Origin of the sequence: Pseudomonas sp. 3JA (assembly GCF_036961705.1) — a bacterium.
Classification (GTDB): domain Bacteria; phylum Pseudomonadota; class Gammaproteobacteria; order Pseudomonadales; family Pseudomonadaceae; genus Aquipseudomonas; species Aquipseudomonas fluorescens_Q.
Map to the genome: position 1 here is coordinate 54,743 of NZ_JBAMDJ010000032.1, position 16,622 is coordinate 71,364.

15 protein-coding genes are annotated in these 16,622 nt (G+C 60.3%); 2 read left to right on the plus strand and 13 right to left on the minus strand.

Features of this window, described 5'->3' with window-relative positions:
• Positions 1-2 precede the first annotated feature (2 nt).
• From V7773_RS22460 to V7773_RS22510, 11 genes are all read right to left on the minus strand, one after another.
• On the minus strand, positions 3-902 hold the full coding sequence (locus V7773_RS22460) for an HpcH/HpaI aldolase/citrate lyase family protein (protein ID WP_218190037.1): 900 nt from the start codon (positions 900-902) through the stop codon (positions 3-5).
• Positions 899-1,756 carry an FAS1-like dehydratase domain-containing protein gene (locus V7773_RS22465; protein ID WP_336075208.1) on the minus strand — a complete coding sequence of 286 codons (858 nt, stop codon included), beginning with the start codon at positions 1,754-1,756 and terminating at the stop codon, positions 899-901. The genes V7773_RS22460 and V7773_RS22465 overlap by 4 nt, the downstream gene beginning before the upstream one ends.
• On the minus strand, positions 1,749-3,266 hold the full coding sequence (locus V7773_RS22470; protein ID WP_092412213.1) for a 3-hydroxyacyl-CoA dehydrogenase: 1,518 nt from the start codon (positions 3,264-3,266) through the stop codon (positions 1,749-1,751). The genes V7773_RS22465 and V7773_RS22470 overlap by 8 nt, the downstream gene beginning before the upstream one ends.
• Positions 3,267-3,268: 2 nt before the next feature.
• On the minus strand, positions 3,269-4,039 hold the full coding sequence (locus V7773_RS22475; protein ID WP_092412215.1) for an enoyl-CoA hydratase-related protein: 771 nt from the start codon (positions 4,037-4,039) through the stop codon (positions 3,269-3,271).
• Entirely contained in the window at positions 4,036-4,818 is a 783-nt protein-coding gene (locus V7773_RS22480) for an enoyl-CoA hydratase/isomerase family protein (protein WP_092225452.1), read from the minus strand. Before V7773_RS22480 ends, V7773_RS22475 begins: the two co-directional genes overlap by 4 nt.
• Positions 4,818-6,020 (minus strand): acetyl-CoA acetyltransferase, encoded by a 1,203-nt coding sequence (locus V7773_RS22485; RefSeq protein WP_092142475.1) that lies wholly within the window; start codon positions 6,018-6,020, stop codon positions 4,818-4,820. Before V7773_RS22485 ends, V7773_RS22480 begins: the two co-directional genes overlap by 1 nt.
• Before the next feature lie 6 nt (positions 6,021-6,026).
• Complete coding sequence (locus V7773_RS22490) at positions 6,027-7,505, minus strand: hydroxymethylglutaryl-CoA synthase family protein (RefSeq protein ID WP_336075212.1); 1,479 nt, start codon at positions 7,503-7,505, stop codon at positions 6,027-6,029.
• 10 nt (positions 7,506-7,515) lie between these two features.
• On the minus strand, positions 7,516-8,421 hold the full coding sequence (locus tag V7773_RS22495; RefSeq protein WP_336075214.1) for an alpha/beta hydrolase: 906 nt from the start codon (positions 8,419-8,421) through the stop codon (positions 7,516-7,518).
• Positions 8,421-9,149: an SDR family NAD(P)-dependent oxidoreductase gene (locus V7773_RS22500; RefSeq protein ID WP_336075215.1), complete on the minus strand. Its 729-nt coding sequence runs from the start codon at positions 9,147-9,149 to the stop codon at positions 8,421-8,423. Before V7773_RS22500 ends, V7773_RS22495 begins: the two co-directional genes overlap by 1 nt.
• Before the next feature lie 2 nt (positions 9,150-9,151).
• Complete coding sequence (locus V7773_RS22505; protein ID WP_336075217.1) at positions 9,152-9,964, minus strand: enoyl-CoA hydratase/isomerase family protein; 813 nt, start codon at positions 9,962-9,964, stop codon at positions 9,152-9,154.
• A 340-nt stretch (positions 9,965-10,304) separates the two neighbouring features.
• A complete protein-coding gene (locus tag V7773_RS22510) occupies positions 10,305-11,087 on the minus strand; it encodes a TetR/AcrR family transcriptional regulator (RefSeq protein WP_336075219.1) in 783 nt (260 codons plus the stop codon).
• A gap of 291 nt (positions 11,088-11,378) precedes the next feature.
• Here V7773_RS22510 and V7773_RS22515 point away from each other — a divergent pair, with 291 nt between their 5' ends.
• Both V7773_RS22515 and V7773_RS22520 read left to right on the plus strand, forming a co-directional pair.
• Entirely contained in the window at positions 11,379-12,140 is a 762-nt protein-coding gene (locus V7773_RS22515) for an SDR family NAD(P)-dependent oxidoreductase (RefSeq protein WP_336075220.1), read from the plus strand.
• Between the two features lie 201 nt (positions 12,141-12,341).
• A complete protein-coding gene (locus V7773_RS22520) occupies positions 12,342-12,827 on the plus strand; it encodes a MaoC family dehydratase (protein ID WP_063321836.1) in 486 nt (161 codons plus the stop codon).
• A 236-nt stretch (positions 12,828-13,063) separates the two neighbouring features.
• On the opposite strand, the gene V7773_RS22525 is transcribed toward V7773_RS22520, so the two are convergent.
• Positions 13,064-15,559 carry an efflux RND transporter permease subunit gene (locus V7773_RS22525; protein WP_336075221.1) on the minus strand — a complete coding sequence of 832 codons (2,496 nt, stop codon included), beginning with the start codon at positions 15,557-15,559 and terminating at the stop codon, positions 13,064-13,066.
• Positions 15,560-15,590: 31 nt separating this feature from the next.
• Positions 15,591-16,544 carry a WD40/YVTN/BNR-like repeat-containing protein gene (locus V7773_RS22530; protein WP_336075222.1) on the minus strand — a complete coding sequence of 318 codons (954 nt, stop codon included), beginning with the start codon at positions 16,542-16,544 and terminating at the stop codon, positions 15,591-15,593.
• Positions 16,545-16,622 lie beyond the last annotated feature (78 nt).

Sequence of the window (16,622 nt, forward strand, 5' to 3'; positions counted from 1 at the left end):
CATTATTTAGCTGGCAGTCGTTGGCAGTGAATGGCAGACATGTGGCGGGTCAGCAGCTCTCGAGCACGGGCGACGATCGGCGCATCGATCATCTTGCCGCGGAAGGCGAAGGCGCCTCGCCCCTCGGCTTCGGCACAGGCATACTCAGCCAGCAGAGCGACGGAGTATTCAACCTCGGCATCGCCAGGAGAAAACACCTCGTTAAGCACTGCCACTTGTTCAGGGTGAATGCAGAAGGCGCCGATCATTCCCAACTGCCGCCCCAGTACGAGGGCCTGACGAAAACGTGGGATGTCACTGAAGTCGGCAATCGAGCCTGGAAAACCAAAGGGCAGAATTCCTGCGCGGCGGCAGGCAAAGGCCACTTGCTGGTTGGGCCACAGTAACGTTTCCGGCACAGGTTCCATTCCCGCGGACACGGAAAAATCTTCCGGGCCCAGGCTCATGCCCATCAGCCGTGGCGAGGCCGTGGCAATTTCATCCAGTAAGGGCAACGCCGCTACGTCTTCGATCTGCGCGAGGATCAGCGTTTGTCCCACGACCATACCGCGCTCGGTTTCCAAATGGTCCAGTTGCAAGGCCACGTGGCGCACCACCTCGGCAGAGGCCACTTTGGGCAGCACCACGGCACAAACGGCTGGGCTGACAATTGCCTGCAAATCCAACACCCCGCCGCTATCGAGCGTATTGATACGCACCAATACATCCAGGCCATGGTTGGAGATGTTCTGTGCGGCGCTGCTGGCAGCGTCGCGAGCTTGTGTCTTTTGCCCGGGAGCAACACTGTCTTCGAGGTCTAGGATGCAGGCATCAGCGTTTCGCTCATGGGCTTTTTCAGTGAACTTGCCAATATGTGCGGGAACAAACAGCAGCGAGCGCCACATTGGGAACGCACGACTCATTGCGGCACCTCCACGTTGGCGGTGGCGATCATGGTGACAAAGCCATCCTGGTTCTGCGTCCACAGATCAACACGATCGCCACTGCGTTTGCTGCACAGCAATAAATGGTCAGTGTCGAACACCGGGCGCACAGCGCGAAAACCAAAACTGCTTACCCGTACCTCGGGCATTTGTATCGTCACCTGCTCGGCCAGTAAGGTCGCCAACAATGGGCCATGTACCACCAGCGCCGGATAATGCTCCTGCCGCGTGGCGTAGTCGCGATCGTAGTGAATGCGGTGACCGTTGAAGGTCAGCGCGCTGTAGCGAAAGAGCAGTACCGGGTCAGGTTGAAATGGCTGCTTAACATCCGCTTCATCTGGCGCGGGCTCGCCGGGCAGCGAGGGGCTGGGGCCGTTGGCCATTTCCCGGTAGACCAAGTGTTGTTTCTCCACAAGACAGCGTCGTCCCTGCTGGCTGATCTGATGTTCCAGGCTGACAAACACCAGGGCCCCGGTTTTTCCCTCCTTCAGCTCAACAGAAGTGACCACCGAGCGCTGTTCGGCCAGTTCGCCGATGCGCAATGGCCGCTCACACATGAACTCACCCGACGCCCACATACGTCGAGGCAAGGGCACCGGTGGCAGGAAGCCTCCGGTTCTGCCATGGCCGTCAGCCCCCAGGTTGGTACGCTGGGCGCAGTCATTGAAGTACAGCCATTGCCAGGTAGGTGGCAGCGTCTCGCCTTGCATAGGCACCTGTTCGCGATCCAGCGTAGCGCTCAGCGCCTGGACGGCGAACGGCGCCAACAGCTCTTCACGCACACGCTCGCGGCCTACCCAGCCACGCAAGTAGTCGATATCAATTTCAGTCATCGCGCGCTGTCTCTGCTGTGAGTAACGAGAGCCCCAATGCCGCGCGCCGGGCCAACCAGGGGCTGGGGCGGTAACGCGGGTCACCGCTGAGCTCATGCATGCGAGTAAGAATGTTCATCACCCGCTTGCCACCAATGGCATCGCCAAGGCTTAGCGGTCCTTGTGGGTAACCCAGACCAAGGCGCACCGCATCTTCGATGTCAGCGACGCTGGCGATACCCCGTTGAACAATATCGGCAGCGATATTGACGATAGTCGCCAACACTCGCTGGACAACGAACCCGCAGCTGTCGTTGATCACCGTCACTGGTGTGTCTTGTGCGGCCAGCATCGCCCAGGCGGCATCGCGCACCTCTGGACGGGTGACGCTGCTGAGCATCAGGGTACGGTGGTTTTCCAGGCCAGGTAGTGGGTCCACGGCCACCGTTCGGGTGGGGTCGAGACCGTGCACGGCGCAGTAACGCGAGACGTCATCGCCCCAGAACTGCACCAGCGATATATCCGCCTCATCAGGCAGATGGTGCAGCATCATGCCGACCTCCAACACCAGACCTTGCAGGCGTTCGTAGTCGTCGGCAGCCGGGTCCACCCAGACCAACAACTCGTGGTTGAGCGCAGGAACAGGCCGAGCAGGTGCCACCTGTTTTTTGAGGTTGTCGCAGTAGCGATACCAGCCTTCACCCGTCTTGCGTCCATAGAGGCCAGCACCCAGGCGCGGCGCGACCAGTGGCGATGGACGAAAACGCGGCTCTTGGTAAAACTGCTGGTAGATGGACTCCATCACCTTGCCGGACACATCCAGCCCCGTAAGGTCGAGCAGCTCAAATGGGCCCATGCGAAAGCCACCGGCTTCGCGCATCAAAGTGTCGATGTCCTGTACCGAGGCCACCTGCTCCTCGAGGATGCGCAAGCCTTCGGTGTATAGCCCACGGCCGGCATGGTTAACCAGAAATCCCGGCTGGTCTTCGGCCACCACCGCGCGGTGACCCGCCCCCACTACCACTGACTGCAAGGCAGCGACTGTGGCGGGCGCAGTACGCACAGCGGCGATGACTTCGGCGACCTTCATCAAGGGTACCGGGTTGAAAAAGTGCAGTCCGGCCACGCGTTCGGGACGGCGGCAACCGGCAGCGATATCAGCGATCATTAGCGAAGACGTATTGCTGGCCAGAATCGCCGTATCACCCAGCACCGCTTCCAGGGCACGGAACAACTCACGCTTGATACCGAGGTCCTCCACCACCGCTTCAATAGCCAAGTCGCAACCGGCCAAGTCTTCGATGTGTGTGCAGGCGGACATGCGCGCGATAATCGCGTCGCCTTGCTCGCGGCTGTAACGTTCTTTGCTAACAGCCCTGTCGATCAGGTCACGGACAAACTCGATGGCGCTCTGCGCGGCGCCCTCGACAGCGTCATAACAACGCACCGAATGGCCGGCTTGGGCGAATAACTGAACGATTCCGCGGCCCATGGTGCCGGCGCCGATCACGGCGATACTGTGGATACTCATATTTAGTTTCCCGTGTAACGCGGCGGGCGTTTATCAAGGAATGCACGCATGCCTTCGGTTTTGTCCTGCGTGTCGAACAGCAGTAGGAATTCGCGGTTTTCCAAGGCCAGTGCAAGGTCCAGCGATTGATCGGCGCCCAGTGCCAACACCCGTTTGATTGCTCGCAAGGCCTTGGGCGGCATGGTTGCCGTGGCTTGGGCGAGGACGATGGCGCGCGCCAAGGCGCTGCCCTCCGTCACCAACTCGCTGACCAAACCCAACTGGCTAGCGCGCTCGGCGCTGAGCAGTTCACCGGCCAACAGCATCAGGCTGGCCACTGGTTTACCCACGGCACGCAGCAAACGCTGAGTACCGCCAGCGCCGGGCATAATGCCCACCCTCGCTTCGGGCTGACCGAAGCGCGCCGAGTTGTCGGCGACCAGGATGTCGCACATCATCGCCAACTCGCAGCCCGCCCCCAGGGCAAAGCCGCTGACCGCCGCAATCAGCGGCTTCTGGCTTTTCGCCACAGGCGCCCAGTACTGGCCCAGGTCCAGCTCCGCCACTTGTTGGGCGTCTTTATCCACCAGCAGATTGAGATCGGCGCCAGCGGCGAACACGCTATCACCGCCGGTAATCACGATCACCGCCACACCGTTGTCACGCTCCAGTTCCTGCATGGCGCTGGCGATGGCGACACGCATGCTGAGGTCCAGTGCATTGCGCTTTTCAACACGGTTCAGCCGCAAGATAGCCACCGCGCCATTGCGCTCTACCACCACCGGTGTGCTCATACGAGGTAGTCCACGGTGCTGGTGAACTGCGGCTCGCGCTTCTCTGCAAAAGCGGCAAAACCTTCGCGAAAATCGGCACCGAGCAACAGCACCGCCTGGTCGTCTTCCTCGCGCTGCAGCTCTTCGGCCAAGCTCGCCGACGGGTGATCCAGGCGATTTTTCATTCGAGAAAACGCGTCGCGCGGTAAACGACTCATCCTGCACGCCAGGCTGACTGCTGAGTCCATCACATTTAGACCAACACATTCATCCGCCAAACCCGCGACGACGGCCTCCTCGGCGGATATGTATTGGCCGTGGGTCAGCATGCGCTTTGCTTCGGCGACACCCACTCGGGCAGGTAGTGTTCGCAGCAATCCCCAATCGGGAGAGAGACCCAGCTTCAGAAAAGGGAACAGAAACCGAGTCTTGGTGCCGGCGAGCACAACGTCTCCCAGCAACGCCAGTCCAACTCCCGCTCCTGCACAGATGCCTTCTACTGCCGATATGACAGGCATCGGGAATTGCCCCAACAAACGGCAGAGCTGATGGATGTGCTGCATTCGCTCACGCGCACCGGACTCGTCCAGATCGGCCATGGTCGCGATGTCGCCACCAGCGGAAAACATCCCTCCAACGCCTCCCAAGATAATGGCTCGACAAGCCGCCTGCTCACGCGCCTCAGTCAACGCATCGATGAGTGACTGGCGTACGTCATGGTTTATCGCATTGCGCTTCTCGGGACGGTTAATCAGCAACCGCCGGACGCCGGGGGCGGGATCATCAATCAGGATGGCCATCAGTCTTCTTCTCTACCAATGATGGAAATCGAGCAAACGTTCTGTGATGGCTGCCCGCCAAGGTTGTGAATCAACCCGGTACGCGGGTCTGGCAACTGTCGCGGACCGGCGCGCCCCTGTAGCTGCAAGTAGATTTCGTAGAGCATGCGGATCCCGCTGGCGCCGACCGGGTGACCGAAGCACTTGAGACCGCCGTCAATCTGGCAAGGCACTCGGCCTTCAGCGTCGAAGTCGCCATCCAGTACGTCGCGCACCGCCATACCTGGCTCAGAGAGGAACAGATCCTCCATGGTCACCAACTCGGTGATGGAGAAGCAGTCGTGCACCTCAGTCAGACTGATCTGTTCACGTGGCCGGGTGATGCCGGCTTCGGCGTAGGCTTTCCTGGCGGCAATGCGGGTGGTGTGCACATAGCTGCCATCCCAGCCATTGCCCTGCATTTCCCAGCCATTGGAGACTGCCACTTGCAGGGCCTTGAAGGTCACCAGATCGGTCTTGCCCATGGCCCTGGCAATGTCCGGGCGGGTGACGATCACTGCCGCTGCCCCATCGGAAACCCCACAGCAATCAAACAAGCCCAGGGGCTCAGCGATGATCGGCGCCTTCAGGCACTGCTCTTCAGTGATGATTTTGCGCAGGTGCGCCTTGGGGTTTTTGGCACCGTTGGCGTGGCTTTTGACCGACACATGGGCGATGGCCCGTTTGAGTAGCTGCGGGTCAACGTTAAAACGCGCCTGGTAAGCCGAGGCCAGTTGAGCGAAATTGGCCGGGGCCACGGCGCTGGGGTACCACTGCGGAATATAGGTACCGACTGTTGCGACCGGCAGGCCACCGTAGCCGGTGTCTTTCAGCTTTTCCACGCCCAGGGCCAAGGCGATATCGCAGGCGCCAGAGGCCACCGCATACACCGCCGCGCGAATGGCTTCCGAACCGCCGGCACAGAAGTTCTCTACTCGGGTTACGCCAATGTTCGGCAACCGCAGGGCAATGCTCATCGGTGTACCGCCACGGCCGGTGCCCACATCTTCCATGTGGGTGGAGAACCAGGCGGCGTCGATTTGCTCCGGGGAGATGCCTGCATCAGCCATGGCCTCACTGTAAGCCTCGACCATCAAATCTTCCGGGCTGGCGTCCCAGCGTTCGCCGAAGCGGCAGCAGCCCATGCCGAGAATCGCAACTTTGTCTTTGATACCAATGGGCATGACGAATTACTCCAACGGCGCTTGCGGCGCGGGGGTGTGAACGGGGGTGGCTTTCCAAAAGTAGCGCTTGAAACCGCGCAGGTCGTCGATGTCTTTGATGCGAAAGACCATCTCCACCTCGAGCGCGGTCTGCACTTCGCCCTTGGCGACGTCGGTGAATTCCATCAGGATGCGACCGCCCCCCTCGAAGTCGATTTGCCCGTAGTGATGGGGCGGCGCCATATAGGACGACAGTGACTCGGCGGACCAGCTCAGCACCCGGCCAAGGCGGTCAGCCAGGGGATGGGCGTCCTGCGTATCCAGGGCGGCGGCATCGGGGGTGTAGGTCAGCCGTGAGGGTGGGAAATGCACGTCACCACTCACACGGCAACGCCCGGCCACCAGGCCGAGAATGGCGCGACGATGGCGGTAGGCTGTGCTCAGCGCGGTCTTTTTGTCTTGCTCACCGCGCACACCGCGCTCCAGTTGCAACTGGCCCTTGTAGGTGAGAAAGCGCGTATAACTGAGCTCTTCACGGCCACGGGCCAGCCAGCCGGACACGCCACGGCGAGCGGTGAAGTGTTTGATTTCATCGGTCACCCGCAGTACCACAGCGCGGGCACCGCTGCCAAATTGGGCGAGCACGATCACCTGCCCCGGCTCGGCACTTTCCAGGACATTGGCCAGCAGCAACAGGCCATGGCCGACGCCAGTGTTACCCACTTCTGCCGCCAGGCCATCGACCACCGCTTCGGCAGGAACGCCACAGGCCTGGGCCAGTTGCGCATCCATCTTCGCCAGCGAGGTGGGGAAGATGAAATGTGCCACCGCTTCGGCGTCCACGCCGCTGTCGCTCAGGGCGCGTTTGATCACCTGGGGCATGCAGCGACTAACGCCTTCATCACGCACCCAACGCTCTTCGCCGAAATAATCGATCTCGCGGCCAGTGAGGCGGAAGTGGTCGATAAAGTCGACGCTCGACGCCGCCTGGCCGAGCACTTCTGCGATCACCTGTTCACGACCGAACAACAGCGCGGCAGCGCCATCACCGTAATCCAGCTCCTGGGCGCTGGCGGCGCGGGTGCGGCGGTTGTCGGCGGCTGTCAGCAACACAGTGCCTGGGGCGCTAGCGGCACTGGCCAAGGCTTGGGAAAAACCGGCCAGGGCCGCGCACTGCGAGCCGGTGACGTCACTGGCGCCAGTGTACTCACCCAGGTTTAGCGCTTCGGCAACCACTGCCGCGTTGAGGCGCTCGGCAAACGGCAGGGTGCACGAAGCGAGAATCACCTCGCGCACTCGGCCCTGCAGGTCCTGTCCGCCCAAGGCATCGCGTGCAGCCGCGACCGCCATGGTAATGCTGTCCTCATCCCAGTTGGCCATGGCGCGATGGCCACGGGCTTTGCCTTTCAGCTCGGGGGCGTACCAGGCATTGGCCGCTACCACGGCTTGCCGGCTCAAACGCAGGCGCGGGATATAGGCGCCGAATCCGGTGATACCGATACTCACAGTGCAGTCCTCATTTTAGGTTCCAGTGCTTGCGTAAAAACGCACCGATGCAAGCGATGGCCTCGCGTGCTTCCGCCAGCTCGGCGGCGAATTGTTGGAAAACGTGGAACATTTGCGGCCATACCTGCAACTCAACCGCAACCCCAGCTGCGCGGGCCTTGGCGGCAAACAGAGTGCTGTCGTCCAGACCGGTTTCGCAGTCGCCGACTTGGAGCAGCAACGGCGGCAAACCGGTCAGATCGCCGTGCAGCGGCGAAGCCAAAGGGTCGAACGGATCGCCGTCCTTCCCCAGATACTGCGCGGCCAGGGCAACAATCATTGGGCGTTGGTGAATGGGGTCAGACTCGGCCCGGGTCAGGTAGCTTTCGCCACTGGCGCTGAGGTCGGTCCAGGCCGACAGCAACACAGCGGCGGCCGGCAACGGGCGGCCTTTGTCGCGTAGGGCCAGCAAGGCCGCGGCGGCCAACCCACCACCCGCGGAATCCCCCGCGATGGCCAGTTGATCGGGTTCAAAACCCTGGGCGACCAACCAGTCGTAGACCGCAAGTACATCAAGCAGGGGTTCGGGAAAACCATGCTCAGGCAGCAGGCGATAATCGACACCCAGGATCCTGCAACCCGCGGCCACAGAAAGGCGCACCATCAGGTCATGGTGAGAGGTGAGCGAGCCCATTTTGAATCCGCCGCCATGCAGATAAATCAACACCTGCTGCTCGGCGGCACCGGGCGTTTTGATCCAGCGCACCGGCACACCGTTGGCGCTGGCGTCTTGGGTTTCACACGTCAGCTTATCGGCCCAAAACAAGTCATCCCAATCGCGGCGCAAGGTTTCAATCGGCGTGTGCCGACGCCAGCGGCCGTACACGGTCTGGATGCGGGCAATTACCCGTTCCACCGCCTCGTTTTGACCGCGCATCAGCAACCCATCCCACCAGAGACACCAAGGGTTTCGCCGGTAATAAAACTGGCGTCACGACTGGCGAGAAACACCACGGCAGCTGCCACTTCATCCGGCTCGCCCAAGCGCCCCACCAGGGTGGAGGCCTCCATGGCCGCCAACAATTTTTCACCGCCACGGTCGAGGGCTTTGCGCAGCAAAGGCGTATCCACTGGTCCTGGCGCGACCACATTGACAGTGATGCCATAACGGGCATTTTCCCGGGCAATGGATTTACTGAAGGCGATCACGCCGCCCTTGGCAGCGGCATACACGGCACCACCTTTGGAGCCCTGACGGCCAGCCTCTGACCCGACATTAATGATTCGCCCGTAGCCGGCCGCCTGCATCGCCGGTAGCGCGGCGTGGGTTGAGGCAAATACGCCTTCGAGGTTGACCGCCAACAAGTAGCGCCACTGCTCCACCGTGGTTTTGGTGAAGAAGTCATGCTGGTCATAGCCAGCGTTGTTAACCAAAATTTCGAATGGACCTAGCATGGTCACCACACGCTCTACTTCGAGCAGGTCGGTGACATCCAGGCGAACGGCCAGGCCGCCCACTTCATCGGCCAGCCGCTCGGCGCTGATCATATCCTGCGCGGCAATCACGACCTTGGCGCCCTCGGCTGCCAGACGCCGAACGATGGCTTCGCCAATACCTTTGGAACCGCCGGTGACAAAAGCCCGTTGACCGGTCAATGCACGCATGGTCATTGGCCCTCGAACTGCGCGGCGCGCTTTTCGATCACCGCCGCCAGCCCTTCACGCACATCACGGGTGCGGCACAGCTCGGCAACGGTACGGCTTTCTTCCGGCATCGCGGCATCGACGCCAAGACCAATGCCCGCCCACAGCAAACGTTTAGTCGCGGCCAAAGCCAGGGGAGCGGCCTCGGTCATCTGCTGGGCGTAGGCCATGGCGGTAGTCTGCAACTCAGCATCTGCGACGACTTGGTTGATCAAGCCCATTGCGAGCGCTTCCGGGGCTTTCACCACCGGGTTCATGAGCAACATTTCAGTGGCTTTGCGTGGTCCTACCAGGCGCGGCAAGGTCACCGACAAACCAGCGTCCGGCGCCATGGCCACGCGAGTGGCTCCGGCAAGAAACTTGGCTGACTCACCCGCGATCACCACATCTGCCGCACACACCAGCCCCATGCCGCCGCCACCCGCGGCAAAGCCCTGCACAGCGGCAATTACCGGTGCATCCAAATGGATCATGGCGCTGATGGCAGCCTGCAAATACACCGTGGCTTGGCGGATGTACTCCGGTAAATCGTCACCCTTGCCGACAAAGGTATGCACATCGCCACCAGCGCAGAAGTTCGCGCCCGCCCCGGTGAGCAATACCACCCGAACACGCCGCTCGCCATGGCAGCACATCAGCGCCGCGATAAGGTCTTGCAGAGTGGGAATATCCAGACCATTGGCGGCGTCCGGGCGATTCAGGTGCAAGTGGGCAACGCCGCCATGCAAGCTCAGCAGCACGGCGCCGGAGGTGATCAACAGTTCAGGCTGGCTCATCAAAGGGCACTCAAATCAGGAATGAACGGGTGTTGAGGGCTTTGTCGTTGTTGACCAACACCACTTTTTTTTGCGGGCCATGCGCAGGCCGACTGATTCGCGGCGCGCCAGACTGTTTCGGCGCGCAGGTTGGGCTCGAAGACCCTGGCGTTGGCCGTCACGCGAATTTCGTCGCCACTGGTTTCAACGCTTCGTACTTTAGGGATGGAGGGCGCGCGTCCAATCGTCGTTTTGGACGAATTTCGTTCGAACCATTGGTCAATCGACCTTTGCGGGTCGAGGCGGAATCGGAATACCGCCCATCCCTCCCACGACAAAGCGCATTCCCTGTACGGAGACTTCAGCCTCGATGCTTTTGATCCTGGGAGATGGAGGCCTTAAGCGCGGTGGCAACTCGGCCCGTGACATACAGTTCGCCATGCAGGCGGGATTGAGGTGGCGCAGGGATGCCGGCAAGCCGCGAAATGCTGGATAGACACACCTCCAGGGCACGCGCTTCGGGCAATGCCTCGCCAGCGCAAACACCCTGCAACACGCAGAACATTGCCAAGCACGTGTTACGCAGGTCCTCAAACTGAAAAAAACCTCGCTGTTCACCTGTCTGCAGGATCGTTTCCAACTCAGCGTCATACTGCGATCTCAGTTCGCTGACCTGCGCCCTACCCGCTTCATCAAGGCTACGAAAATCCAGCTGAACGATGCGGCTTTCAGCCCGCCTTGCGTAATGAAAGCTGACGTAGACGCTCACAAAGCGTTGCAGCATCCGCACACTGTCCAAGCGCTTTGGGCGTTGTTCCAACCAGGTAGAAAGTAGGTCTTCCAAGAACTCGCAGTGCACATCCAAGAGCAGTTGACCTTTACTTTCGTAGTGGGTGTACACCGAACCGGAGCGCACCCCGAGCGCCGCCGCGAGCTGGCGCAACGACATGGCCTCGAAACCCTTATCCGCCATCAGGCGCACAGCCTGTCTTTTGACTTCTTCCACCCTGCTCATATTTTTCACGCCCTCTGCTGATTTCTGAGGGCGCTCAGAGTCTGCGCGAGGTGTCTGGGTCAACTCGTCGGTTCCGACGGTTTTGCAGCGGGTAAAGAAAATTCTCCGACCAGGGGCATAATCGCTCAAGGACGGCGCTTACAAGCAATCCCCCATGGATTTCCAAAAGTGGATCGGCACGATGAAAAATTGCTAACCGATTCATTGAGTTAGCTCGTCGCTGCGCCAGCTCGCCGGCGGCGATGCAGGCCGGTGCCAGCGGGCGTCCGGAAGCCTCGAAAGTGATGACGATAAAAAGCGATGGGCTGGCCGAGGCCCTATCTCGTCGGAAACGACGACAGGTAACCCGCCGTGAAGATTGAAAATAACCCAAACAAAACCCGGCGGCGGATAACCGGGAACAACAAACTGGAGTGCTCCATGAATCAGAATGTTCTGTTCATTACCGGTGCCGGTAGTGGCCTCGGGCAACTCAGCGCCAAGCGCGCGCTGTCCGATGGCTGGGCTGTCGCAGCCATGGACATCAACGAAGCCGGCCTCAACCAATTGGGCTCCTCACCCAGGCTGCTGAAACTGGTAGTTGACATCACCGACCCCAGCGCTGTGGAAGCAGCGGTCGAGCGCTGCGAAACCGAGCTGGGCCCCATCACCCGACTGACCAACGCCGCCGCAATCATGCCGCTGGGACTGCTGATGGAACAGCCGCGCGAGGTCATTCAGAACATCATGGCGATCAACTTCGGCGGCATGGTCAATCTGTCGAAGGCCGCACTGCCGAAGATGATCGCCCGTGGCCGCGGGGAGTTCGTCAGCTACGCCTCCATGGCGGGTCATTGGCCGATCATCTACATGGGTGCCTACAACGCCGCCAAACATGCAGTCACCGCCTACACCGAAGTGCTGTTCCACGAGACCCGCAACAGCGGAGTGCGCATCGTCTGCGTGTGCCCACCCATCGTTGCCACGCCGCTACTGGATCAAGCCAAATCGACGGTATGGCCAAAGATCTTCGACGTGTTCCCGCCTATTACCGCCGAAGTGGTACTGAACAAGATTGAGCGTGTACTCAAGGGCAACAAATTGTGGGTGTTTCCCGGACCGATGACGGCCATGTCCTGGAGACTGCGGCGCTGGATGCCCAACATCCTGTGGTGGACTGTGCATCAGGTCGAAAAAATCTAAAGCTGTTGGGTGCGCTTCGCGCATCCGTCGGTCTGCGCTTGATAGCCTTGGTGCATACAGCCCCATGCATGGAGCGCGACCACCCTCACAGATTCGTCGGATGCGACGATACCGCCGCTCCCCGCTGTTTCCACAATAGCTGCCAGGCCGCTACGCATGGGCGTTGCGGACCTTTATTGAAACAGCGAAGGAGCACCATCGATGTCCGAAACCAATGCAGCAGAGTTTCCCACCCATAAGTTTGTCACCCATCGGCGCACCATCACCGAGACCGACATCGTCAATTTCGTCAACCTCACGGGCTTTCATGAGCCCTATTTCATCGACATGGAATACCTGAAGGCCAACATGTCCGGCGCCCACCAGAACCGCTTTGCCCCGGGGCCAATGATCATCTCCTACTCGATGGGTTTAGTCTCACCGATTCTGATGAAGGTTGTCGCCGACGTCCTCGAAGGCCATGCCGTGGGCAACTTTGCAGGCATGACTGGGCTGCAGGCACGCATTCATTCCGCCGCATTCCCTGGTGACACCTTGCACGTAGAAGGCGAAGCCAAGATCAAAGCCATCAGCAGTAGCGGCTTTACCATTCTCGACCTGCTGCACGTTACCAAAAACCAGCGTGGCGAAAAGGTCGTGGAATTCACCGAAACCGTACTGTTTCACAAACCCGGTACGACTGAGTAAACCGCACTTCCCCCCGCTCGCTCCCCCTACCTCGTCAGCGCATCAAATTTTCTCGACATGGGTGGGTTGCCCGCGAGCGGCGGCAGAACCTTAGGTTACGGTCTGCCGTATCGACCTTGCCCTTCTGCCCTGACGGACGATCTCGCTACGCGCATGCACCAGACTAGCTCGTGTCGATGCGCGTAAACGGACTTGCGCACCCCTGCTGCATCGCCACAGCATAGGTGCAGGAAACGTCAGACAGATGCCCTCACACTCTCAGCACGGGTCGAATGACCTGTCGCCTGAAGCCTTCCCATAGAATTGCCTTGCTCGGCAAAAGCCTTCGCCTGGGCTACATGAAAATGCCGGCCATTAAGCAAAAAGTGCGACAGCGCGGGAATCAGCACCAGCGCAGCCAGCATGTTCCAGAGGAACATAAACGCCAGCAGGATCCCCATATCGGCCTGGAATTTGATCGGTGACCATACCCAGGTGACTACACCTACCGCCAAGGTGACGCCGACCAGGGCTACCATCTTGCCAGTAAATTGAATGGCCCGACGGTATGCCTGCTGCAGGGAAAGTCCCATACGCTGGCCTTCCAACTGGACGCTGAGCAGATACAGGGCGTAGTCCACCCCGACGCCAACGCCGAGTGCAACCACTGGCAAGGTGGCAACCTTAAGGCCGATGTTCAACTGCACCATGAGCGCTTCGGCCAGCAGGGAAGTGAGCACCAGCGGTAGGAGGGCCACCACTACAGCACGCCAGCTGCGGAAGGTCATCAGGCACAGCAAGGCAACGGCGAAATAGACGGCCAGCAACATTTCCAACTGCACACTTTTCACAACGATGTTGGTCGCCGCCTCGATGCCCGCACTGCCGGCAGCCAGCAAGAACTGGCGGTCCTTCACACTGTGTTGTTCCGCGAACTCGCTTGCCACCTTCAGCACAGCATCCAGCGTGGCGGCTTTATGGTCTGAAAGGTAGGCCAAAACAGGCATCAGTGAGCACTCGCTGTTGAGGAACTGGGAATTCCACACCAAGGCATTATTGACCTGCGGCCAGAGAACCCCCTTATTGTCGCTGATCGTGAACCACTTAGGACTGCCTTCGAAACCACCAGAGGTGTAGGCTCGTACCGTATCGGCCAGCGAGGCGGTGGCCTGGACGCCAGGTACTTGGGACAGCTGCCGGGCAAGTCGGTCAGCCTCGGTGAGAGCCTCGTACGAGCCACACTGGTCTGCGGGAGTCTTTATCATGACTGCAAACACATCGCTGGAGACGCCGAACCTCGAAGTAATGAAGGCGTTATCGAGGTTGTAACGCGAGTCGGGACGTAGCTCAGGACTGCCGGCGTGCAGATCGCCCACCTGCAGTTTGCTGCGCTCTACCAACGCCAACACCGTAAGGCCCAGCGCCACGGCAATCGCCAGGACAGCCCAGCGGCGCTCGGTGAAACGGTCGAGGCTGTTCCAAACCCGATCGATGCCCAGCTTATGGATAGTCGTATCGTGCTCGATGATGTGTCGACGCGCCGCTTCCTGGCTGATACCGGTAAACGACAGCAGCACCGGCAGCAGGATCAAGTTGGTGACCACCAGCATGGCGAAACCGAGACTAGCCGACAGTGCCAACTCGCGGATGATCGGAATATCCACCAATACCAGCACGGCAAAACCGACGCCATCGGCAATCAGCGCGATCAGCCCCGGCAGGAACAAGCGACGGAAGGTATAACGGGCAGCGACCCAGGGGTGGGTACCACGGGCGATATCCTGCGCAATGCCGTTCATTTTCTGAAGGCCGTGGGATACGCCAATGGCAAATATCAGGAAGGGAATCAGGATGGTGAAAGCGTCCAGGACACCACCGAAGGCGATCACCAGCCCCTGCTGCCAAAGCACCGCAATAACCGAACAGAGCAGCACCAGGGCGGTGCTGCGAACACAGCGGGTGTGGAAGTAGATGATCAGCGCCGCCACCAACGCGGCGACAATGAAGAACAGCATAACCTTGTAGATGCCATCGATCATGTCACCGGAGATTTTGGCGAATCCGGTGATGTAGATGCCGAGATCAGCCCCCTCGTACTTGACGCGAATGCGTTCGAGGGCCTCGGACAAGTCCTGGTAACTCAGCGGCTGGCCGTCCACGGTCGCCAGCAATGGGATCTCGATCATGCTGGAGTGATAGTCGGTGGAGATAAGACTGCCCACCACCCCCGCACGGGCGATGTTCAAACGCAGTTGTTCGATAGTCTCGGGAGAACCATCGAAGTTGCCCGGCATCACAGGACCGCCGACAAACCCCTCCTCGGTGACCTCGGTCCAGCGCACCACAGGCGTCCAGATCGACTTGACCCAGGTCCTGTCTACGCCCGGGATACGGAAGAGTTCATCGTTCATCTGGCCGAGCGTCTTCAAGTATTCGGCATCGAACACGTCGCCCTTGCGGTTCTCGACCACAAAGCGCACGGAGTCGCCGAGCCCGCGCAGCTGCTCGCGGTTGTCCAGAAAGTTGCGAATGAAGGGATGACTGTGCGGCAGCATCTTGTCGAAGCTGGTGGTCACCGTCAGGTTACGTGCCTGCCAGGCTGAGAGCAGCGTGGCGATGACGCAAAAGGCAATGATGAGCAGCCGATGGTTGAAGATCAGGCGCTCGAAAAAGTTGCCGGAAAGCCGGTTGAATAGCGCGGGATCACGGATGACGCTCATCAGTCCCGCGCCTTCATGCTTGCTGTCGATCATCAGGTTCTTCTCATTGTTGTAGAGGCAGCGATCAGAGGTCTTCGACCCTGATCCCCAAGGCACCGACAAGCGCCAGGCGGCTGTCGCCCAGCAGAACGGCACCGTAGTAAGGCATCGGCTGGCTCAGACGCAGCGGCTTGAAAATCTGGGCTCCGTCGTCACTCAACAGCGCCTCTCCACTCTGCGCGACTACAAGTAGACGCTGCGCGCCGAGCGGCAGTACCCGCATCAGATTGCTGCCCAGTGGCAACGTGGTGCGACTCCAGCTTTGCCCCTGATCCGCGCTGCGGAAGAAGCTACCGCGCATCCCATAGGCATAGACCTCGCCCTCGGTCGCAGTAACGCCGAACAAGGTGCCGTTGTAGGGTGTATCTATCGAGACGAAATGCTCGCTCTGTGCATCGCGACGCCAGACATGGCCCTGCTCTCCAGACAGGTACAGCTGGCCATTGCGTCCCGTGACAGCGTAGAAGTGCCACTCCTGTGGGTTATTGGTCAGATGCATCTGCGGAAGCCAGCTACGCCCACCATCCTCGGTAGCGAAGATGCGATTGAAGGTGCCGACCACATAACCGTGAAGCTCGTCGGCAAAGTAAACGTCGAGAAATGGTTGGGTCTCATGATCGACCGCCAGCCGCTTCTCCTTCTCCAGGTAACCCGCTGCGTCCGCCACTCGAGCGGCGCTCGCGGTATAGAAATCGATGGCCAGCTGGCTGGCCTGCAGGCCATCGAGCTGTTTCTGCCAGGTGGCTCCAGCATCATCGCTGTGCAGAATCACCCCACCGTGCCCTACGGCCCACCCTTGGGTCGCATTGGCAAAAGCAACAGCGACCAGATCCACACTTACCGGAACCTGCGCCTGACTCCAGCTGCGCCCTTGATCGTCGGAAAACAGGATGGCTCCACGCAAGCCAACGGCGACCAGACGCTCACCGGCGCGGGTAATCGCCAGCATCGGACCGGCAGCCATGCGCTCGCTATGCACGGCAGCGACCTGTAGCGGAGGCTCGAACGCGTGCACAAAGGGCGTCGCCAGAGACAAGCAGACAAATAGCAGACGCCC